21 protein-coding genes are annotated in these 20,805 nt (G+C 64.8%); 6 read left to right on the top strand and 15 right to left on the bottom strand.

Translation table 11 applies throughout. From position 1 onward, the window contains the following. Nucleotides 1-1,026, top strand: a complete 1,026-nt coding sequence (locus tag ACT2BZ_RS10575) for a fatty acid desaturase (RefSeq protein ID WP_457940926.1) — start codon at nucleotides 1-3, stop codon at nucleotides 1,024-1,026. A gap of 94 nt (nucleotides 1,027-1,120) precedes the next feature. On the opposite strand, the gene ACT2BZ_RS10570 is transcribed toward ACT2BZ_RS10575, so the two are convergent. From ACT2BZ_RS10570 to ACT2BZ_RS10510, 13 genes are all read right to left on the bottom strand, one after another. Beyond that, entirely contained in the window at nucleotides 1,121-1,741 is a 621-nt protein-coding gene (locus tag ACT2BZ_RS10570) for a DJ-1/PfpI family protein (RefSeq protein WP_457940925.1), read from the bottom strand. A gap of 137 nt (nucleotides 1,742-1,878) precedes the next feature. Next, a complete protein-coding gene (locus ACT2BZ_RS10565; protein ID WP_457940924.1) occupies nucleotides 1,879-2,415 on the bottom strand; it encodes a DUF934 domain-containing protein in 537 nt (178 codons plus the stop codon). 9 nt (nucleotides 2,416-2,424) lie between these two features. After that, nucleotides 2,425-3,177 carry a phosphoadenylyl-sulfate reductase gene (locus tag ACT2BZ_RS10560; RefSeq protein WP_457940923.1) on the bottom strand — a complete coding sequence of 251 codons (753 nt, stop codon included), beginning with the start codon at nucleotides 3,175-3,177 and terminating at the stop codon, nucleotides 2,425-2,427. Continuing rightward, nucleotides 3,152-4,822: a nitrite/sulfite reductase gene (locus ACT2BZ_RS10555; RefSeq protein WP_457940922.1), complete on the bottom strand. Its 1,671-nt coding sequence runs from the start codon at nucleotides 4,820-4,822 to the stop codon at nucleotides 3,152-3,154. The genes ACT2BZ_RS10560 and ACT2BZ_RS10555 overlap by 26 nt, the downstream gene beginning before the upstream one ends. 38 nt (nucleotides 4,823-4,860) lie before the next feature. Beyond that, nucleotides 4,861-5,169, bottom strand: coding sequence for a DUF2849 domain-containing protein (locus ACT2BZ_RS10550; RefSeq protein WP_457940921.1), 309 nt, complete (start codon nucleotides 5,167-5,169; stop codon nucleotides 4,861-4,863). After that, entirely contained in the window at nucleotides 5,166-6,620 is a 1,455-nt protein-coding gene (cysG, locus tag ACT2BZ_RS10545; protein WP_457940919.1) for a siroheme synthase CysG, read from the bottom strand. Before cysG ends, ACT2BZ_RS10550 begins: the two co-directional genes overlap by 4 nt. Before the next feature lie 176 nt (nucleotides 6,621-6,796). Next, nucleotides 6,797-7,546, bottom strand: a complete 750-nt coding sequence (locus ACT2BZ_RS10540) for an SDR family NAD(P)-dependent oxidoreductase (RefSeq protein WP_457940918.1) — start codon at nucleotides 7,544-7,546, stop codon at nucleotides 6,797-6,799. Between the two features lie 69 nt (nucleotides 7,547-7,615). Next, nucleotides 7,616-9,799 (bottom strand): transglycosylase domain-containing protein, encoded by a 2,184-nt coding sequence (locus ACT2BZ_RS10535; protein ID WP_457940917.1) that lies wholly within the window; start codon nucleotides 9,797-9,799, stop codon nucleotides 7,616-7,618. A gap of 131 nt (nucleotides 9,800-9,930) precedes the next feature. Further along, nucleotides 9,931-10,077: a hypothetical protein gene (locus tag ACT2BZ_RS10530; protein WP_457940916.1), complete on the bottom strand. Its 147-nt coding sequence runs from the start codon at nucleotides 10,075-10,077 to the stop codon at nucleotides 9,931-9,933. 33 nt (nucleotides 10,078-10,110) lie between these two features. Further along, complete coding sequence (locus tag ACT2BZ_RS10525) at nucleotides 10,111-10,365, bottom strand: GlsB/YeaQ/YmgE family stress response membrane protein (protein ID WP_457940915.1); 255 nt, start codon at nucleotides 10,363-10,365, stop codon at nucleotides 10,111-10,113. 118 nt (nucleotides 10,366-10,483) lie between these two features. Next, a complete protein-coding gene (locus ACT2BZ_RS10520; RefSeq protein ID WP_457940914.1) occupies nucleotides 10,484-10,729 on the bottom strand; it encodes a hypothetical protein in 246 nt (81 codons plus the stop codon). 53 nt (nucleotides 10,730-10,782) lie between these two features. Continuing rightward, nucleotides 10,783-11,400, bottom strand: a complete 618-nt coding sequence (locus ACT2BZ_RS10515; protein ID WP_457940913.1) for a ribonuclease D — start codon at nucleotides 11,398-11,400, stop codon at nucleotides 10,783-10,785. A gap of 15 nt (nucleotides 11,401-11,415) precedes the next feature. After that, nucleotides 11,416-12,804 (bottom strand): M20/M25/M40 family metallo-hydrolase, encoded by a 1,389-nt coding sequence (locus ACT2BZ_RS10510; RefSeq protein ID WP_457940912.1) that lies wholly within the window; start codon nucleotides 12,802-12,804, stop codon nucleotides 11,416-11,418. Between the two features lie 435 nt (nucleotides 12,805-13,239). On the opposite strand from ACT2BZ_RS10510, the gene polA reads away from it, so the two are divergent. Both polA and ACT2BZ_RS10500 read left to right on the top strand, forming a co-directional pair. Continuing rightward, nucleotides 13,240-16,197, top strand: coding sequence for a DNA polymerase I (polA, locus tag ACT2BZ_RS10505; RefSeq protein WP_457940911.1), 2,958 nt, complete (start codon nucleotides 13,240-13,242; stop codon nucleotides 16,195-16,197). A 10-nt stretch (nucleotides 16,198-16,207) separates the two neighbouring features. Continuing rightward, the gene (locus ACT2BZ_RS10500; protein ID WP_457941271.1) at nucleotides 16,208-16,828 is read left to right on the top strand and encodes a LysE family translocator; all 621 of its coding nucleotides are present in this window, start codon (nucleotides 16,208-16,210) and stop codon (nucleotides 16,826-16,828) included. Here the strand turns inward: ACT2BZ_RS10500 and ACT2BZ_RS10495 are convergent. Next, a complete protein-coding gene (locus tag ACT2BZ_RS10495; RefSeq protein ID WP_457941270.1) occupies nucleotides 16,825-17,229 on the bottom strand; it encodes a Fur family transcriptional regulator in 405 nt (134 codons plus the stop codon). The genes ACT2BZ_RS10500 and ACT2BZ_RS10495 overlap by 4 nt on opposite strands. Before the next feature lie 73 nt (nucleotides 17,230-17,302). Then, nucleotides 17,303-17,491: a hypothetical protein gene (locus ACT2BZ_RS10490; protein ID WP_457940910.1), complete on the bottom strand. Its 189-nt coding sequence runs from the start codon at nucleotides 17,489-17,491 to the stop codon at nucleotides 17,303-17,305. Between ACT2BZ_RS10490 and ACT2BZ_RS10485 the strand changes: the two genes are divergently transcribed. The 3 genes from ACT2BZ_RS10485 to ACT2BZ_RS10475 are packed head-to-tail and all read left to right on the top strand — an operon-like array spanning nucleotide 17,466 to nucleotide 20,801. Further along, the gene (locus tag ACT2BZ_RS10485; RefSeq protein ID WP_457940909.1) at nucleotides 17,466-19,676 is read left to right on the top strand and encodes a caspase family protein; all 2,211 of its coding nucleotides are present in this window, start codon (nucleotides 17,466-17,468) and stop codon (nucleotides 19,674-19,676) included. The two genes, ACT2BZ_RS10490 and ACT2BZ_RS10485, sit on opposite strands and share 26 nt — an antisense overlap. Nucleotides 19,677-19,728: 52 nt before the next feature. Continuing rightward, a complete protein-coding gene (locus ACT2BZ_RS10480) occupies nucleotides 19,729-20,106 on the top strand; it encodes a hypothetical protein (protein WP_457940907.1) in 378 nt (125 codons plus the stop codon). After that, nucleotides 20,103-20,801 (top strand): DUF4760 domain-containing protein, encoded by a 699-nt coding sequence (locus tag ACT2BZ_RS10475; protein WP_457940906.1) that lies wholly within the window; start codon nucleotides 20,103-20,105, stop codon nucleotides 20,799-20,801. The genes ACT2BZ_RS10480 and ACT2BZ_RS10475 overlap by 4 nt, the downstream gene beginning before the upstream one ends. Nucleotides 20,802-20,805: the final 4 nt, after the last annotated feature.

Here is a 20,805-nt window from a genome sequence, read left to right as displayed (position 1 = left end):
ATGAATACGACTCTGCCCGATCCGCGCTCCGCGCAAAACGAGCGCGCTTGGGTAAAAGCGCTGTCAGCCTATCGCACGCCGAACCGGCTGCGAAGTTCGTTTGAACTTTCCGTCACCGTCATCCCCTTCGTTGCGCTATGGGCTCTTGCCCTGGCCACGGTCGCCTATGGCTACTGGTGGGGACTCGTGCTGATCCTGCCGGCTGCGGGCTTTCTTGTCCGCCTTTTCATGATCCAGCACGATTGCGGGCACGGCGCCTTCTTCGCGCATCGCCAGACCGACGACTGGATTGGCCGCGTTATCGGCGTCCTGACGCTGACCCCTTACGATTATTGGCGCCGCACGCATGCCGCGCACCACGCCGGCGCCGGCAATCTCGACCAGCGCGGCATGGGCGACATTACGACGCTGACCGTCGCCGAATATCGCGCGCTGTCCGGTTGGGGCAAGTTCCGCTATCGGCTCTACCGCCACCCTGTCGTAATGTTCGGCATCGGACCGGCCTGGCTCTTCTTCCTACAGCAGCGCCTGCCCTTCGGACTTATGCGCGCCGGCGTGACGCCTTGGGTTTCGACCATGGCCACCAACATAGGAATCGCGGTGCTCGCCGGCGGGCTGATCTGGTTCTGCGGCGTCGTGCCGTTCCTGGCGGTTCACCTGCCTATCGTGACGCTGGCTGGTGCCATGGGCATCTGGCTGTTCTACGTGCAGCACCAGTTTGAGGAAACGCATTGGGCTGAAGGCGACGACTGGCAGTTTCAGCATGCCGCGCTGCACGGCTCCTCGCATTACGATCTGCCGCTGGTGCTACGCTGGTTCACCGGCAATATCGGCATCCACCACGTTCACCACCTGTCGAGTCGCGTGCCCTACTATCGGCTTCCGGAAGTGCTGCGGGACTTTCCCGAATTGCGCAATCTCGGCCGCATCACGCTGCTGGAAAGCCTGCGCTGCGTAAAGCTCGTGCTGTGGGACGAGAACCGGCGCAAGCTGGTGTCATTCCGCGAGGCCCGCGCGGCGGCATGACGAAAAGGCGGACCGACAGGCCCGCCCCGCTTTTCCCGATCAATTGAATTGCAGACACGACGGGCCTGACGGCCCGCCGTCTCGTAGGTTCCCGTCAGGCAGCCTTGCGCTCGTCGCGCATCAGGTGCTCGCCGTGCCGGATTTCGGTGCCGAGCACCTTCAGGCAGTTGCGCATGAAAGCCGCGAGGCCAGGCCAGCCCTTGGCCGACACCAGGTTGCCGTCGATATGGGCGCCGTCCGGCGCAACATCGATATAATTGCCGCCGGCCAGGGTCACTTCGGGCTCGCAATATTGCAAAGCCGCGACTTCGCGCCCGCGCACTACGCCATCAACCGCGATGAGTATCTGGACGCCATGGCAGATGGTGAAGATCGGCTTGCCAGTCTCGTGGAAGTGGCGAACCAGCGCCTGCACGCGCTTGTCGATACGGATATATTCCGGGCCGCGGCCACCGGCACAATAGATGGCGTCGTAGCTGGCCGGATCGACCTCGGAGAAGGTCTTGTTGAGAATGTAATCGTGCCCGAGTTTCTCGGTATAGGTCTGTCCGCCCTCGAAGTCGTGCAGCGAGGTTTTGATGATCTCGCCCGCCTTCTTGTCCGGGCAAACGACATGCACCGTGTGCCCGACCGCATGCATGCACTGCTCGAAGACGAAAATTTCGTACTCTTCGCTGAACTCTCCGACCAGCATCAGTATTTTCTTGCCCGACATAATCATCCTCCCTGGATAGCGACCGACATTTGAACGACAGAACAGTCGGGCGGCACTTTATGGCGAGGCTTGCTCGAAAGCAATTGGTCGGACCAGATTGGCGGTGCTGTCCCGCAAACTGCCGACCGGCCGCCCGTTCAGTCGGCGCGGGCGCGCCGCCAGGCATAGCGCCCGGCCCGCTCGGCGGGTTTTGCCGCCGGCTGGTAGTGCAGCGCTATTCCACCGGTCACGCCGGTCTCCAGCCGCCGGATGAGCACCGGGTTCGTCACCTCGAACTCGTCGAAGCCGACGCGCAGCATGTGCGGCAGCTGGTCGACCAGGACATCGCCGGTCGCCCGTACCGCGCCCTCGAAACCATGGCGGCTGCGCAGGAGTTCCGCCTTGGAGAAGGAGCGGCCGTCGCTGAAGGCTGGAAACGCAAGCGCCACCAGCGAAAGCTGGTCGAGAAGACCGACAATCTTGTCCAACGCATCGCCCGGTAGCAGGAGCACGCCAAGCCGCTCGCGCGCAGATATGCGCTCCTGCTCGCCGAGTTCAAGAAAGGCAGCCAGCGGCAGGATGAAGCGGCCGTTGCCCGCCAGCGCCTCGGCACTTTCGGCATGCGTCCACTCGTCTTCGCGGAAGCCGCTTGGGGTCCAGAGCCGCGGCGCGGTCTCCGGTGTCGGGTCAGCCATGCAACATTCCTACAAAGATGCGTCGGTGAGCGAGCGGTCGAGGCCCGACAGATGTATGCCGCACTCGACTTTCGCCTGTCCAGCCCAACGGCCGCTGCGCGCGTCCTCGCCCGGCTGTACCGGCTGGGTGCACGGGAAGCAGCCGATCGACAGATAGCCATAGGCAACCAGCGGGTTTTCGCGCAACGCGTGGCTGCGCATGTAGTCGGCCTGGTCGGCGGTGGTCCAGCGGGCGAGCGGGTTGATGCGGATACGCGGCCCTACCGACTCAAACGCCGCGAGTTCAGCGCGCGTCGCGGCCTGGAAGCGCTTCCTGCCCGTGAACCAGGCACGGAACGGCTCAATACCGCGCGCCAGCGGCTCCACCTTGCGGATGGCGCAACAGGCATCGGTATCCGACTGGTGCAGATTGCCATCGGGGTCGCGCTGCTCGAGCGCCGCCTTGTCCGGCGTGATGACGCGCACGTCGGTCAGGCCGAAATCGGCGATCAGCGCATCTCGGTAGGACAGAGTCTCGCCGAAATGCTTGCCGGTATCCAGAAAGATCACCGGCAGCGTGCGGTCGACGCTGGCGATCATGCTGAGGAGCACGGCCGAATCCGCGCCAAACGACGACACGGCGGCGATCTCGCCGGCAAAGTGGTCGCGCAGGGCGCGCTCGATGATCCTCTCGGGCGCGAGGTGCCCGTAGAGAGCGTCGAGGCTGGCGGCTTCCGCCAGCGCTTCGACTTCGGCCTCAGGCGGCCTTGGCTTCGCCAGCATAGAGCGCCTCCTTGAACGGGGCCTGCCCAACACGCCGGTAGGCGTCAAGGAAGGTCTCCGAGCGGTCCGACCGGACGCGCAGATAGGTCTCCACGACCGTTTCAATGGCATCGGTGATCTCGTCGGGGCCGAAGCCGCGGCCGACGATCTCGCCGACCGAGGTGTTCTCGTCGCCCGAACCGCCCAGTGTTACCTGGTAGAGCTCGGCGCCCTTCTTCTCGACACCCAGAATGCCGATGTGCCCGACATGGTGATGGCCGCAGGCGTTGATGCAGCCCGAGATTTTCAGCTTCAACTCGCCGATGTCGCGCTGGCGCTCCAGCGAGGCAAAGCGCTTCGAGATGTTCTGTGCGACGATGATCGAGCGCGCATTGGCGAGCGCGCAGTAGTCAAGGCCCGGGCAGGCGATGATGTCGGTGATCAGGTTAGAATTGGCAGTCGCCAGCTCGATCTCCACCAGCGCGTCATAGACGGCCTTGAGGTCGGCGCGTGCGACATGCGGCAGGATCAGATTCTGTTCGTGGCTGACGCGGATCTCGTCGAAGGCATATTTCTCCGCGAGGTCGGCAATCGCCTCCATCTGGCTGTCGCTGGCGTCACCCGGAGCCTCGCCGATCCCCTTCAGCGAGATCGTCACCGCGGCATAGTCAGGATGCCGATGGGTGACGACATTCTGGTCGATCCATTCGGAAAAACCGCGTGAATCGAGCCGCGCCAAGCGCACCGCTTCGTCGCCTTCCGGGCGCGGCGCGAGAGCCGGCGGCGCGAAGTAGCGCTCGATCGCCCGGATGTCTTCATCCGGCAGCTTCAGTTCGCCTTCCTTCAGCGCCGCGAACTCGGCCTCGACCTGGCGGGCAAATTCCTCCGCGCCGGTCTCGTGCACCAGAATCTTGATGCGCGCCTTGTACTTGTTGTCGCGGCGGCCGTGCAGATTGTAGACCCTGAGGATCGCCGTGCAGTAGGAGAGCAGATCCTCTTCCGGCAGGAAGTCGTTGATCTTCTTGGCGACCATCGGCGTGCGGCCCTGCCCGCCGCCGACATAGACGGCAAAGCCGAGTCCGCCGTTGTCGTTCTTCTTCAGATGCAGGCCGATATCGTGCGTCTGGATGGCCGCGCGGTCGCGCGACGCACCCGTCACCGCGATCTTGAACTTGCGCGGCAGGTAGGAAAACTCAGGGTGCACCGACGACCACTGCCGCAGGATTTCGGCATAGGGCCGCGGGTCGGCAACCTCGTCGGCCGCCGCGCCGGCGAAATGGTCCGCTGTCACGTTGCGGATGCAGTTGCCGCTGGTCTGGATGGCGTGCATCTCGACGCTCGCAAGGTCCGCCAGAATCGCCGGGATGTCCGACAGCGCCGGCCAGTTGTACTGGATGTTCTGGCGCGTGGTGAAATGGCCGTAGCCCTTGTCGTACTTGCGGGCGATGTGGCCGAGCATGCGCAACTGCCTGGAGTTCAGCGTGCCGTAGGGAACAGCGACGCGCAGCATGTAGGCATGCAGCTGTAGATAGACGCCGTTCATCAGCCGGAGCGGCTTGAACTGGTCTTCCGTGATCTCGCCGGCAAGACGGCGCTCCACCTGGTCGCTGAACTCTGCGACCCGGGCCTTCACGAAATCATGGTCAAACTCGTCGTAACGGTACATTTTCGTCTCGCGGGGCGCGTCCGCCCTTCCCTGTTTCCCTAGGCCGCCGGCCCGGCGTCCAGCCGGGCCTGCTTGCCAAGGTCGTTTCGGTTTGTCGGCCCGGCGGCGCGGATGCGCTCGCGCAGGCGCGACGGCACGATCGCGCCGTCGGTGAGGTCGACGTCGATGAGGTTCACGTCGACGACCTCGTTGTTGGCGTAGGCTGCGTCGCCGATGGCCTGCAGGCGGGCTTCCGCCTCCTTGTCCCCGGCGAGTTCGGCATCGCCGATGGTCTCGGCCCAGCCCTGGCTGGTCGAGAACCACACGGCCTCGCCGTCGGTCAGCCGGTTGGCGGTCAGTATCTTCATGCCACTGCTCCTTCGGCCTGGCGTGCTGCGGGCTTCTCCCGCCTGTGTGTCGCCAGCGGCTCGGAACGTTCAAAATTCGCGCCGGCAACGGCGTCGCCGATGATCGTCATGACAGGACCGGTGAGGTCGCTGCGCTCCTCGAGCGAGGGCAGATCGGCCAACGTGCCGTGGAAGCGCCGGCGGCTGGAGAGGCTGGCGTTTTCGACGACGGCGACCGCCGTGTCCGGCGAAAGGCCGGCCTCGATCAGCCGTGAGGCGACATCGGCGGCGACCGAGCGACCCATGTAGATGGCAACCGTGGCGCCCGAGATCGCCAGCTTGCCCCAGTCGGGCAGTGTGCCGCCCTTGAGGTCGTGGCCGGTGGTGAACACCATCGACGAAGACACGCCACGCAGCGTCAGCGGCAGCTCGAAATCGGCAGCGGCGGCAAAGGCCGCGGTAACGCCCGGCACAACCTCATAGGAAATGCCGGCCTCGCGCAGAGCCTGCATTTCCTCGCCGGCGCGGCCGAACACCAGCGGGTCGCCGGACTTCAGGCGCACGACGCGCTTGCCCTCTTGTCCGAGCGCGACCAGAAGCTCGTTGATCTCGGCCTGCGACTTCGAGTGGCAGCCCTTGCGCTTGCCGACCGGCAACCGCTCCGCGTCGCGGCGTCCCATGGCAACCACCGCCTCGGGGACCAGCGCATCATGAACGATGACGTCGGCGTCCATCAGCAGGCGTTGCGCACGCAGCGTCAGCAGGTCCTCGGCGCCGGGACCGGCACCGACAAGCGCAATGTGGCCCGTAGCGGGTCCGGCGCGGCGTGCAAGCAGTTCGGTCGCGGCGCGGCGCGCTTCCGAAATGTGGCCGATTTCCATGGCACGCGCCGGCGCACCGCTGAAGAACTCGTTCCAGAAGCGTCGTCGCTCGCCACCCTTCGGCACGATCTTTTCCACCGTGCCGCGGAAGCTGTTGGCGAGACCGGCCAGCGCGCCGAGCGAGGGCGACAGCAAGCGGTCGATGCGGGCGCGCACGATCTGCGCCAGAACCGGTCCAGCGCCCTCGGTGCCGATGGCAATGGCGAGTGGCGCGCGGTTGACCAGCGCCGGGGTGAAGAAGTCGCAGAGTTCGGGGCGGTCGACCGCGTTGACGGGAATGCTCTTGCGTCGCGCTTCAGCGCAGATGGCGCTGTCTTGCGCCTCGTCGCCGGTTGCCGCGAAGACGAGCACCGCGCCGTCGAGATGATCCGGGCGAAAGGCTTCGGCAACCAGCTCGGCGTCGTTGGCGGCTATCCAGTCGACCAGTTCCGGCTCGGCAGCTTCAGCCACCACCCGCAGTCGGGCGCTCGACTGGCCGAGCAGCCTGGCCTTGGCGAGGGCCTCCTCGCCGCCGCCGACGACAAGCACGGCCTGGCCCTCGACCCGCATAAAGACGGGAAAGGCGTTGAGGCGGGCGATATCCTTGGTCATGGCATACGGCTTCCGAAAGTGTAGTCGGAAGTTTTACGCCCGGGGCCGATGGCGCTGAAGGAATGGGGTGGCGCTGCCCGGATTGGCAGGCAATTGGTTTTCTGCCGCTACCCGTCGCGGCAGAAAAATCTTCCGCGAGTTGCGCCTGGCCGGAATGGCTTGGCGCGATTGCCGCTTCAGACGTGCTGGCCGCCGTTGATGTGGATTTCAGAGCCGGTCACGTAGGAAGCCTGGCTGGAGCACAGGAAAAAGATGATGTCGGCCACTTCCGAGGTCGAGCCGAGGCGGCGCAGCGGAATGGTCTCGACGATCCGATCCGTGCCGGGCGACAGGATAGCGGTGTCGATCTCGCCCGGGGCAATGGCGTTGACACGGATGCCGTGCGGGCCGAAATCGGCAGCCATTTCGCGGGTCAGCGAACCGAGCGCCGCCTTCGAGGTCGCATAGGCGGTGCCGGCGAATGGATGCACCCTGGTGCCGGCGATCGAGGTGACGTTGACGATCGAGCCGCCGCTTGCCGCCAGTTCCTTGAACAGGCCGCGTCCCAGCATGATCGGCGCAAAGAAATTGACCTGGAAGACGTCACGCCAGACATGCATCGGCGTGTCTATCGAATTCATCCGGCCATTGTCTTTCAGCTTGGGCGAAATGCCGGCATTGTTCACCAGCGCATGCAGCTTGCCGCCATGGGCTTCGAGCCGGTGGCGGATTTCCGACACGGCGATGCCGACATCCTCCTGGTCGGCGAGATCGACCTTGATGTGATCCTCCGGACCCGCCGGCCAGGGGCAATCGTCGGCAAAGGCCTGGCGCGAACAGGTGATGACACGCCAGCCCTCGCGCGAGAAGCGCTTCACGGTCGCATGGCCGATGCCGCGGCTGGCGCCGGTCAGCACGATCGTCTTGCGGGTATCAATTTCGGCCATGACGGGGTTCTCCACTGCGCTATGTAGCGCCGCGCACCAGACATTGCGAGGGGCAATCAGATGGCCGCGTCAGCCGCCGGTCAGGATGTCGAGGATGGAGGTGCTGCGCTTGCGGACCGGGCCGCCGACATCGGCTGGCGGCACCGGACGGCCGATCGAGGCAGTGGGAACGTCATTGGCCGGTTGGAAGTCGTCCATGCGGCTGCTGGCGCTCGGCACACCCTGTGACACCTCGGCCACCGGCCTTTGCGGCTCGACGAGCGGCCTGTCCGCGCCCTGGGAATGCCAGGTGCCGGGAAGGGCTGCAACGGGCACGCCTTCGTGCGCGGCGACCATGAATTCGTGCCAGGCCTGCGCCGGCAGCGCACCGCCGGTCACCCTCTTCATTGGTGCGCCGTCGTCATTGCCGAACCAGACACCGGTGGTCAGATTGGCCGTGTAGCCGATGAACCAGGCGTCGCGCGAATTCTGGCTGGTGCCAGTCTTGCCGGCGGCCGGCCAGGCGAATGCCGCCTTCCTGGCTGTTCCAGTCTCTACCGTACCGGTCATCATCGAGTTCATCATGCCGACGACCTCGGAGCTGACGACGCGCGGATTGCCGCTGCCGGTGTTCTCGTAGAGCACTTCGCCATCGGTCGAAGTGACACGCGTGATGAAATGGATGTCCGGCCGGTAGCCGCCGTTGGCGAAGGGCACATAGGCCGCCGTCAGTTCCAGCGGCGTCACTTCCGACGTGCCGAGCGCGATAGACGTGTTGGCCTGCAACTCGGATTCGATGCCCATGCGGTGGGCTGCCTCGACCACGGCTGCCGGTCCGACTTCCATGGCAAGCTGCGCGGCGACCGAGTTCAGCGATTTCGCCAGGGCAGTGGCCAGCGTGACCCGACCGTAATACTTGCCGTTGTAGTTGTCGGGCGTCCACTTGCCGATCTTGATCGGCGCGTCGTTGCGAATGCTGTCTGGAGTACGGCCCTGTTCGAGCGCGGCCATGAAGACGAAGGGCTTGAAGGCTGAGCCCGGCTGGCGGCGTGCCTCCGAGGCGCGGTCGAACTGGCTGTTGGCGTAGTCGTATCCGCCCACCATGGCACGCACGGCGCCGGAATTGTCGATCGACACAAGCGCGCCCTGGCTGACGTTCAGCTTCTTGCCGTTCTCGTTGACCAGCCGTCGGATCGATTTCTCGGCCAGTTCCTGCAGGTCGAGATCGACCGTGGTGTCGACGACGATGTCGGTTCGCACGTCGCCGATCAAGCCGGGGAGCTCTTCCATGATGCGGTCGGCGACGTAGTTCTCCGACCCGGTCCAGTAGGAGGCGGCGCGTGTCGCGGGCGCGCTCATCGCCATTGTCAGTTCCTTGTCGCCGATCATCTTCTCGTCGCGCATGGCGGCCAGTACGACCTGGGCGCGTTCTTCCGCAGCCTTGGGATCGCGCGCCGGCGAGAGGCGAGATGGCGCTTTCAGGAGACCGGCGAGCAGGGCCGCCTCGGACAGGCTGACATCGCGCGCGCTCTTGCCGAAATAGCGCCTGGACGCCGCCTCAACGCCATAGGCGCCGGAGCCGAAATAGACCCGGTTGAGGTACATTTCGAGGATCTGGTCCTTCGTATGCTCGTGCTCGAGCCAGATCGCGAGCAGGACTTCCTGTACCTTTCGCTCGATCGTCCTGTCGGGCTTCAGGAACAGGTTCTTGGCAAGCTGCTGTGTCAACGTCGAGCCGCCCTGGGTGAAGCGGCCCTGCATGACATTGGTGACCATGGCGCGGGCGAGGCCGAGCGGGTCGATGCCGAAATGCGAATAGAAGCGGCGGTCCTCGATCGCCATCACCGCCTGCGGGATATAGGGCGACATCTCGTGCAGGCCGACGGCCTCGCCGCCGGTCATGCCCCGGTTGGCAAGCAGCCTGCCATCGACGGAGACGATCTTGATGTTGGGCGAGCGGTCCGGGATCGACCAGGTCGTCGCCGCCGGCATCTTGGCGCCGTAGTAGACGACCACGCCGGCGGCCGCGATACCGCCCCAGATCGCCAGCACGAAGGTCCAGTAGAACAGTTTGCCCAAGCGGCCGAACATGCCGGACTTGCGACGGCCGCCGCGAGCCTTGCGAGACCGCTTCGCCGCGGGCTTGCGCCGTACGCTCTTTGCCTTGCCGGCGGGTACGACACGGTCGTCATCGGTCACCGACAGCCCCCGGGCTTTGGCCCTTGCAGGAGTGTCGAATGTCGGCTCGATGCGCCGGTTGTTTCGTTTCGCCATGAAGCCGCCATTCCGGTCCCGGGACTGGGACTCGGGGTGAAAGCTAAATGCGGCAATTTAAGGTGGGGTTAAGCTTAAAGGCTGCAACGGCTGAAACGCCCCCGCGCGCGGCGGCAACGACCTCTGCCCGATCAGTTCTGCTGGATCGAGATGCCCTTGTCGTCGATCCGCAGCTCGACGCCGTCGGGCTTCGATTCCTCGCGAAACACGTAGATGCCGAGTGCGATGACCGCGACAATGAGTGCGCCGATGACAAGATAAAGCTGGTTCTGTTTCATCGGCGCACCCAATCGTTTCAATGACTTGTGACGTCAGGCCCGCTTGACCAGTCGAATCAGCACCAGCAGGATGACGGCACCGATGGTCGCATACACGATTGCGTCGAGAATGCCATTGCCGAGCGATACGCCCAGCCTCGGAAACAGCCATCCGGCTATGAACGCGCCGACTACGCCCACGACGATGTTGCCGAGCAGGCCAAAGCCGAAACCCTTGACGAGCAGTCCGGCAAGCCAGCCTGCGATGGCACCCACGATGAGGAAGATGATCAGGCTTTCGATACCCATGGTATTCCCCTCCCGGTGAACCCTCTTCAACCCGCTCGCGACGAATCGAAAGGGTGCGGGACCATCATAGTCGACAATCGGATTCGCGGCGAGCGGTCAGATGGTGCGTCGACGCCGCCTAATCGTCTTCGTCTGGACCGTCGGGCTTCCAGCTGTGCGGCTCAACGCGGATCTGGGTGTCGCTGTCGACGAAGGCCCACCAGCCCTCGTCCGTCTCGTCCCAATCGCCGCCGGTCGGTTTCAGCCTCTGCACCGATCTGTATTGAGCGATGGACCGGTTTTCCTGCTCGTCGCGGTCCCTCCACAGCACCGTGACCTTCGAGCCGTCCATAGGCGCGGTCGTGATCGGTCTCTCTCCGCTCATGGCTTGTCTCCCGTTTGCGCGCTCAACGCGGCGCTGGTCGAAGCGTTCCGCGGTCAGCTGTGGGCAAAGATGTCCTCTTCGGCCCAGCCCATGAGGTCGAGCTTGGCCCGCGTCGGCAGGAAGCGGAAGCAGGCGTCGGCCTCCTTGGCGCGGTTTTCGCGCGCAAGCCGTGCCATCTGCACATCGCGCAGGCGGTGCAGATAGAGCACGTCGGAGGCTGCATATTCGAGCTGCTCGGGCGTCAGGGTCTCGGCCGCCCAGTCGGACGACTGCTGAACCTTGGACAGGCTGACGCCAAGCAGTTCGTTGCAGATATCCTTCAGCCCGTGCCGGTCGGTGTAGGTACGGGTCAGGCGCGAGGCGATCTTGGTGCAAAACACCGGCTCGGCCATGACGCCGAAGGCATTGTACAGCACGGCGATGTCAAAGCGGCCGAAATGGAACAGCTTGGTGATGCTGCGGTCGCGCAGAAGCTTGACCAGGTTCGGCGCCTTCTTCTGGCCGGGCGCAATCTGGATCACGTCGGCTGTGCCGTCGCCCGGCGAGATCTGCACCACGCAGAGCCGGTCGCGGTGCGGGTTGAGCCCGAGCGTCTCGGTGTCGATGGCCATCGCCGGTACGGCGTAGTGGGCGAGGTCCGGCAGGTCGTGCTTGTGGAAACGGATGGTCATGTCGGGGTTCCGGTGTCAGCGGGCCAAGGCATCGAGGATGCGCGCCCAGGAGCGCTGGCCCTTGTGGAAGGAGGTTAGCTCATATTTCTCGTTTGGCGAATGGATACGGTCGTCGTCGAGTGCAAAACCGACGAGCAGCGAGTCCATGCCGAGATAGGTCTGGAAGTCGCCGACCACCGGGATCGAACCACCACCGCCCGTCATGATGGCCGGGTTCGGCCACTCGTCCGACAGCGCCGCCTTGGCTTTGCTGAGGAAAGGCGCGTCGTACGGCAGCTGGATGCCCGGCGAACCGCCGTGCTCGTGGAAGGAGACCGAACAGTCGGCCGGGATGCGCTCCTCGACGAATTTCCGGAAGGCGGCCCTGATCTTTTTCGGGTCCTGCTTGTGCACCAGGCGGAACGATACCTTGGCCGAGGCTTCGGCCGCGATCACCGTCTTGAATCCCCTGCCGGTATAGCCGCCGGAAATGCCGTTGAACTCGGCGGTCGGCCGCGCCCAGACCAGCTCAAGCGCCGAGCGGCCCTTCTCGCCGGCCAGTTCGGAAAGACCGATAGGGCCGAGCATTGTCTCGGCGGTTTCGCCAAGCGTCTCCCATGACTTCAGTATCTGCAACGGCGTTTCCTCCACGCCGTCGTAAAAGCCCGGAATGGTGACGCGGCCCGTATCGTCGTGCACGTCGGCGAGGATTTTCGCCAGGATCCGGATCGGATTGGCCGCGGCACCCCCATACTGCCCCGAATGCAGGTCTCGGTTGGCGGCGCGAACGGTGATCTCCTCGCCGACCAGGCCACGCAGCGACGCCGTGATCGCCGGCGTCTCGCCGTCCCACATGCCGGTGTCGCAGACGAGTGCGAAATCTGCCTTCAGCTCGTCGCGGTTGGCGTCCAGAAACGGCTTCAGCGACGGGGAACCGGATTCTTCCTCGCCTTCGAACAGGATGGTGACGCGACACGGCAGTTGGCCGTTGACCTTCTTGTAGGCGCGGCAGGCCTCGACGAAGAGCATCAACTGCCCCTTGTCGTCCGACGAGCCCCGCCCCGTGATGACCTTGCGTCCGGGCTCGATCTCCTTGATCGCCGGCTCGAATGGGCCATCGGTCCAGAGCTCCAGCGGGTCTACCGGCTGCACGTCGTAGTGGCCGTAGAAAAGCACATGCGGGCTGTCGGCAGAGGTTCCTTCGTGATGAGCGACGACCATCGGATGGCCGGGCGTATCGCGCAGGCTGGCGTCGAAGCCGATCGAGCGCAAATCCTCGACCAGCCACTCGCCGGCGCGCCTGCAATCGGCCGCATATGCGGGATCTGTCGAAATCGAAGGAATGCGCAGCAACGCAAAGAGCCGCTCGAGGCTGGCATCAAGATTGGAGTCGAGATGGTCGAGAACAGGGGGGAGTGACAACATTGCCGGATTGCCTTTCGAATCTGCGCGGCAACCCTAGTGCATCAAAGGTTGGAATGGGACAGTCGATTGTCTCAATTCAGCGGCAAACCGGTCGAAATCCAATGGATTCGCAACAAAAACGGACAAGAAAATGCCGCCGTGGCGGAGGGGACAACCACGGCGGCTTTACTACAAACGATGCGGCAGCCCGGAGAGGGGGGATGAGGCTGCCGCAATGTCCGGTCTAGGCGGGGGACGGGCCATACTCCGGACTTCGGCTAAAAACCGCCGATGACGATCATTTGGATATCTGAACATGGCGATTCAAGGGCACGAAGATTACAGTTGTGTAACATAGCCGTGATCGCCGTTTGGTGCTCTTCCACACGTCAGTAATGATTGCGAAAAGTGGCCTTTGAGATGGACACGCTTTTGGCCGCGCGCTAGGCCTTGCGCATGAAAAAAGGCGACCATCTCTTCCTTGTCGACGGTTCCGGCTACATCTTTCGCGCGTACCACGCGCTGCCGCCCCTGACCCGCAAATCCGACGGCTTGCCGGTCGGTGCGGTCTCCGGCTTTTGCAACATGCTGTGGAAGCTGATGCTGGAGGCACGAAACACCGATGTCGGCGTGGTCCCGACCCATTTCGCGGTCATCTTCGACTATTCGTCCAAGACATTCCGCAACGACCTCTATGCCGAGTACAAGGCCAACCGCTCGGCACCGCCGGAAGACCTTATCCCGCAATTCGGCCTGATCCGCCAGGCCACCAAGGCCTTCAACCTGCCCTGCATCGAGATGGACGGTTTCGAAGCCGATGACCTTATCGCCACTTATGCCCGCCTTGCGCACGAGGCCGGCGCGGACACCACCATCATCTCCTCCGACAAGGACCTGATGCAACTCGTCGGTCCGAGCGTGTCGATGTACGACCCGATGAAGGACCGCCAGATCGGCGTGCCGGAAGTCATCGAGAAATGGGGCGTGCCGCCAGAGAAGATGATCGATCTGCAGGCGCTGACCGGCGACTCCGTCGACAACGTGCCGGGCGTTCCTGGCATCGGCCCGAAGACGGCGGCTACGCTCCTCGAACAATTCGGCGATCTCGACACGCTGCTGGAACGCGCCGCCGAGATCAAGCAGGAGAAGCGCCGCCAGTCGATCATCGAGAACGCCGACAAGGCGCGAATCTCGCGTGAACTCGTAACGCTGAAGAACGACGTCGCGATCGCCGAGGGGCTGGCCGATTTCGTGCTGCATCCGCCGGACGGCCCCAAGCTGATCGCCTTCCTCAAGACGATGGAATTTTCCACGCTTACCCGCCGCGTCGCAGAAGCGACTGGCACAGAGGCGGCTGAGATCGACCCTGCAGCCGTTGCCATAGAGACCGGCGACAAGGCGCATGGGCCCGACGTTGGCTCCGGATCGCCGGGCGAAGGCGAAGCTGCCGGGGACGGCTCCGCATCCGCCAGCGCCTCTCCTGCCTCCGCCATCGCGGCCCATCTCGGCGGCACCCCGGCGGCACTGGCCGCTGCGCGCGCCGAGGCGGCCGTCTCCAGCAAGGTCGAGACGTCGAACTACGCATGTATCCGCGACTTGCAGACGCTGGCCGACTGGGCCGCCGAGCCCCTCGAGGCCGGAAAGTTTGCGCTCGCACTGCACACTTCCTCGATAGATCCTATGCAGGCTGAGATCTGGGGAATTTCGGTCGCCATCCGGCCGGGCCGCGCCGGCTACATTCCGATTGCTCACCGCAGTGGCGCCGAGGACCTGCTCTCGGGCGGTCCTGTCGAGGGCCAGATTTCGTTGCGCGAGGCGATCGCCCTGTTGAAACCCGTGATCCAGGACCCGTCGGTGCTAAAGATCGGCCACGACATCAAGTCGAGCTACATCGTGCTTGCCCGGCACGGCATCGAGCTTGGCCCGTTCGATGACACGATGCTGATCTCCTACGTGCTCGACGCCGGCACGGCGGCGCATACGCTGCAGGGCCTTGCCGACCGCTGGCTCGGCCATGCGACGCAGACGCTGAAGGAACTTGCCGGCAGCGGACGCTCGGCACGAAGCTTCGACCAGATCGAGATCGAAAGCGCCACGCCCTATGCCGCAGAGGCTGCCGACGTAACGATGCGGCTCTGGGACGTGCTCAAGCCGCGCCTCGCCGCCAAGAGCCTGGTTTCGGTGTACGAGCGGCTGGAGCGCCCGCTGGTGCCGGTGCTTGCCCGCATGGAACAGCGCGGCATCTCCGTCGACAGGCAGATACTTAGCCGGCTTTCGGGCGAGCTCGCCCAGGGCGCCGCAGCGCTTGAAGACGACATCTACAGGCTGGCCGGCGAGCGGTTTACCATCGGTTCGCCCAAGCAGCTCGGCGACATCATGTTCGGCCGCATGGGGCTTCCCGGCGGATCCAAGACCAAGACCGGACAATGGTCGACGACCGCCCAAGTGCTCGAGGAGCTCGCCGCCGAGGGCCACGAGTTGCCGCGCAAGATCGTCGACTGGCGGCAGCTGACCAAGCTCAAGTCGACCTACACCGACGCGCTGCCGGGCTACATCCACCCGGAAACCAAGCGGGTGCATACCTCCTACGCCATGGCGGCCACCTCGACTGGCCGCCTGTCCTCCAACGAACCCAACCTGCAGAACATCCCGATCCGCACAGCGGCCGGCCGCAAGGTGCGCACCGCCTTCATCGCCGAGAAGGGCAACAAGCTGATCTCGGCGGACTACAGCCAGATCGAGCTGCGCATCCTCGCCCATGTCGCCGACATTCCTCAGCTGAAGGCGGCATTCGCGCATGGCGACGACATCCACGCGATGACGGCGTCCGAAATGTTCAACGTGCCGGTCGAAGGCATGCCGCGCGAGGTGCGCAACCGCGCCAAGGCGATCAATTTCGGCATCATCTACGGCATCTCGGCCTTCGGGCTCGCCAACCAACTGTCGATCCCGCGCGAGGAAGCCGGTGACTACATCAAGCGTTATTTCGAGCGCTTTCCCGGCATTCGCGACTACATGGAAAGCACCAAGGCATTCGCTCGCGAGCACGGCTATGTCGAGACGATCTTCGGGCGCCGGGCGCACTATCCGGAAATCCGGGCGTCCAACCCGTCGATCCGCGCCAACAGCGAGCGCGCGGCGATCAATGCGCCGATCCAAGGCTCGGCCGCAGACATCATCCGACGCGCCATGGTGCGGATGGACGCGTCGCTCGATGACGCCGGCCTGTCGGACGTCCGCATGCTGCTGCAGGTACACGACGAGCTCGTCTTCGAGGCCCCGGCCGCCAGTGTCGAAGCCGCCATCCCGGTCATCCGCAAAGTGATGGAAGAGGCCGCCATGCCGGCGATTTCGCTGTCGGTGCCTTTGCAGGTCGACGCGCGTGCCGCCGACAACTGGGACGAGGCGCACTGATTTGGCGGACATCTTCTCGGTTGCGCCGGCCACGCTCCTATCTTTCGCCGTGGCCAGCACGCTCATCGAGCTGACCCCCGGACCGAACATGACCTATCTGGCGCTGGTCGCGGCCGGCCATGGACGGCGCTTCGGTTTTGCCACCGTCGCCGGCGTTGCACTCGGGCTGGCCTTGGTCGGCGTCATTGCTGCACTCGGCGTCGGAGAACTCATTCAGGCCTCGACGCTGCTCTACGAGGGGCTGCGCTGGGCCGGCGTCCTGTTCCTTCTCTATCTCGCCTGGGAAGGCTGGACGGCGAAAACCAATGTCGTCTCGAGCGGAAGCGTGTCGCACGGAAGCTATTTCCTGCGCGGCCTCGTCACCAACCTGCTCAATCCCAAGGCTGCCGTCTTTTACGTCGCCGTGCTGCCGACCTTCGTCGAGCTCGATCAGCCGATCATCCCGCAGACGCTGACCCTGAGCGCCGTCTATGTGGCCGTAGCGACGGTCATCCATGTTGCGATCGTCGTGCTTGCCGGATCGTTGGAGCCACTCCTCAACGAGCCCCGCCGCGAGACGGTGGCGCGCCGGACCCTGTCGGCGCTGCTCGCCGGCGTCGCCCTGTGGTTCGGCTGGTCAACCGCCCGCTAGGCCGCCTCGGCAAGGCACTTGGCGCAGGTGCCGCGAAACTCAATAACCGCCTTCTTGGCCGCGAAACCGGTCGAGCCGACCCACTCGTCGAGCTGCTCGCCGACCTCGTGGTCCGAGAATTCCGTAACCTGGCCGCAGATGTCGCAGATCGCGAAAGCCGTCATGCGGTGGCTGTGGTCGTGCGGCTCGGCGCAAGCGACAAAGGCGTTGAGGCTTTCCAGACGATGCACGAAGCCGCCCTTCATCAGCGTGTCTAGCGCGCGGTAGACCTGCAGCGGCGCGCGGAAACCGTCGTCGCGCAACTGGTCGAGCAGCGTATAGGCGCTCAGCGGACCGACAGCGCCCTCCAGCCTTTCCAGCACGCGCAACTGGTTCTTGGTCAGCTTCTCGCGTGTCGCCAGCATTCCACTCCACTCCGATTTCCAGCCAGTCGCGTTCGCGGCCGGCAAGCCTGATATGGCGATCGGCGCGGCTTTATTCCACCGCGGCCGGCAGCAGGATATTGCGGAAGCTGCCCGATGCAAATGCGTTCGCGGCCGGTTTCGGCTTGATCGCGGCCACAACATTCAAAATACTGCCCAATTCTTGGGGGACGATTGCAGTGCTTGGGACAAAAAGGGCTTGGGAGAATAGCAATATGTTGAAGTTTTTGCGGGTCGGCATGCTGGCCGCCACGACGATGGTGGCTGCCGGTACGATGCTGGCCGCGCCGGCCATGGCGCGGACGAACCACGCGGTGCTGGTCGCCGTCACCGCCTATCCCGGGCTCCCGCCGAAGGCTTCACTTGTCGGACCCAACCACGATGCGAAACTGGTGCGCGACTACCTTCTGTCAAGCGCACCTGTCGCCTTCGACGAAGCCAATGTGACGTTGCTCGCCGACAATCTTGACGGCGCAGCCGCCTCGCCGACCCACGAGCACATTCTCGATGCGCTGAAGGCGGTCGCTGAGGGCGCCGAGCGCGATGACTTCGTCTACCTGCATTTTTCCGGCCATGGCGCGCAGCAGCCGGCGCTTGAGCCCGGTAGCGAGACCGACGGTCTCGACGAGATATTCCTGCCGGCCGACACGGCGAAATGGGCCGACCGGACAAAAGGCGTCCCCAATGCGCTGATGGACAACGAGATCGGTGCCGCTCTCGATGCGATCCGCGACAAGGGCGCCTTCGTCTGGATCATCTTCGATGCCTGCCACTCGGGAGACGCCACACGCGATATCGCGCCGGCCGGCGAGCACGACCGCAAGGTCGAGTTCGACGATCTCGGCATTCCCGACTCGGCCGTGCAGGCTGCGATGGCCGAGGCAGCGGCGACGCCACAGGAGGTCGAAGCCGCGCGCCGCGAGGCTGCCTTCGAGCTTGGAACCTCTAGCCGCGGCATCGACGCCGGCGCCGACCAGAGCGCCACCGGCGCGCAGTCGATCGCCAAGGGCGGCATGGTCGCCTTCTTCGCGGCCCAGACCATCGAGACGACGCCGGAAATGCCGCTGCCCAAGGGAACGCCAGGCGCGGAGAGCTACGGGCTCTTCACCTACACGATCTTCTCCAAGCTGGCGGAGAACCCCAACATGACCTACCGCCAGCTCGGCCACGCCGTACTGCAGCAATACTCCGCCGATGCAAGGCAGCGACCCACCCCGCTCTTCGAGGGCGAACTCGATGCGCGCGTCTTCGGTTCGGAAAAGATCGACACCGTCATGCAATGGCAGGTCGAGGCCAAGGACGGCAAGGCAGGCCTGCCGGCCGGCCTACTGCATCGCCTGACGCCCGGAACGAAACTGGCGGTGCTTCCTTCGCCTGCTTCGGAACTGTCCGAGACGCTCGGCTACCTCGAGGTGAAGTCGGCAAAGAACCTGACGAGCACGGTCGTGCCGGTCGCCTTCGAGGGCAAGCCTGCGCTCGACCTTGCCGCGATGCCCGCCAACGCCTATGCGCGGCTCGTCGAGCTGGCTGTCGACTATCGGCTCAAGGTGGCGCGCCCTGCCGGTGGCGACGGGTTCGACGCCGAAGTGGACCTCGTCGACGGCGCGCTCGAAAAGCTCGCCACCGACGGCAGGGGCGTCAATGTCGAGATCGTCGATCCCGGCGCGGAGGCTGACGTTCGGCTCGCCGTGATGCGCGGCGACGCTTTTCCCGGCGCGAAATCCGCGAACGTCGCCGGCCCGGCGCTCTACTTCCTGCCATCCTCCGGCGACGCCGGCACCGCGACCGGCGAACACCCGCCTCTGGTGGCGATCGATCCCTCCGACCCGGACAGGCTCGCCAAGGGCACGGCCGACAATCTGCTCAAGATCTTCCGCGCCACCAGCCTGTCGCGGCTTGCGGCAGCCAGCGACTACAAGCCCGACCAGGTCAACGTTCAGTTCATGATCCGGCGCGACGGCGCCGACGAGATGCAACCGCTCGAGACCGCCTCAGTGCCTGTGCTGATGCCCGACGACGAGGTGCACATCCTCGCCGAGAACAAGTCGACCAAACTCGTCGACATCAACATTCTCTACGTCGGCAGCGACTACTCGATCACCCATATCGACGCCCAGCGCCTGGTGCCCGGTGCGCGCATCGAGGAGGGGCTGTTCGCCTTCACCGACACGAGTTTCGGGCGTGAGCGGATGATTGCCGTGCTGACCGAGGCGCCGCCGCTTAGCGAGATCGAGGATCTTTCGTTCCTCGCCCAGCCGGGGGTCGCCAAAGTCACCCGTGACATCAACGCACCGGTCGGCTTCGCGGACATGCTGGCTGACATCGGCGCGGCACCCTCGACGCGCTCCGTCATGAAGCTCGGCGACAAGAGCGGTGCCAAGGGGGCAGTGATGATCTTCCCGATGGAGACGACGCCGCGGCTTTGACACGGCTCGTGCCCTGCCCGACAATGCCAGTCCCTGCCGAAAAGGTGGTTCCGTGACCAGACTGACAAGATTGCACCGCGGCGTTGCCCTGCTTGGCGCGCTCATGTCCGCCTCCGCCACCGGCGCCACGGAGCCCTGCGGCCTGTGCGACCAGAAAGTGGTGACCAACTCGGCGCTGGCCGCTTGTTTCCTCGAGGCTTATCCCTCGCTTGCCGGCAAGACCGAGGGCGCCGTGGTCGTCGATCTCAGCGCCTGCGAGCAGTCGCGCGGCATCGTGGATGCCCTGCGCCTGCCGGGCTCCGGCCCGCTGGAGCCAGACGTCGAATTCATCCTGACGCCCGAACAGCTCGGCTGCCTCAAGGCGAAGCTCGAGCAACCCGACCTGGCGCTCGACCCGACCGCGACGATCGAGCTGGACAGTTGCGAATGAGCAAGGCGAAGACAGTCGTCGGCAAGGCCGCGCCTGCGCCGGAGAACAAGCCCGCCGCACTCCCCGAGACAGCCGGCGCCATGCCGTGGCTCAGCGCGCATGAGGTAAAGAAGGAGTCCAACCCCTTCACAGAGCGGGACTGGCGCATGCTGGTCTATGCCTGGTCCGGCCTGGTCATCCGCCTCACGCTGGTGCTCGGCGCCATCTTCTCGGTCTACCAGTATCTTGCCGCCCGCGAGGAAAAGCGCGTCGAGCGCGCGCTCGAACTCGTCGAGCTCTGGGAGCAGCCCGACTACCAGGCGGCGCAGCGGGCGCTGAAGCTGCGCATCGGCTCGCTCAACGAACGCTATGCCAGCCTGGTCGGGGAAAACCCGACCGCCTCGGAGCAGGCGGTCTATGCCAGCCGCATCGGCATGGAGGCGCTGACGGCGGATGGCGGCACCATGCCGCTCGCCGACTTCCAGGACCAGTTCGACCGCATCGTCTATTTCCTCAACCGGGTGTCCTTCTGCGTCGAGGGCGGACTCTGCTCGCGCGAGGTGGCCGACGCCTATTTCCGCGATTTTGCGCAATCCTTCTGGAGCTATTTCTCCGGCTATGTTGCCAGACAACGCAAGGCCTTCTCGCCGACCTACGCGCTGCCGATCGAGCAGTATCTCAAGGGTTCGGGCGCCGCGCCCGCCCGGCCGGAGTAGCGCC

This window comes from Mesorhizobium sp. 10J20-29 (assembly GCF_054130485.1).
This window is presented reverse-complemented; position numbering and strand designations above follow the sequence as displayed.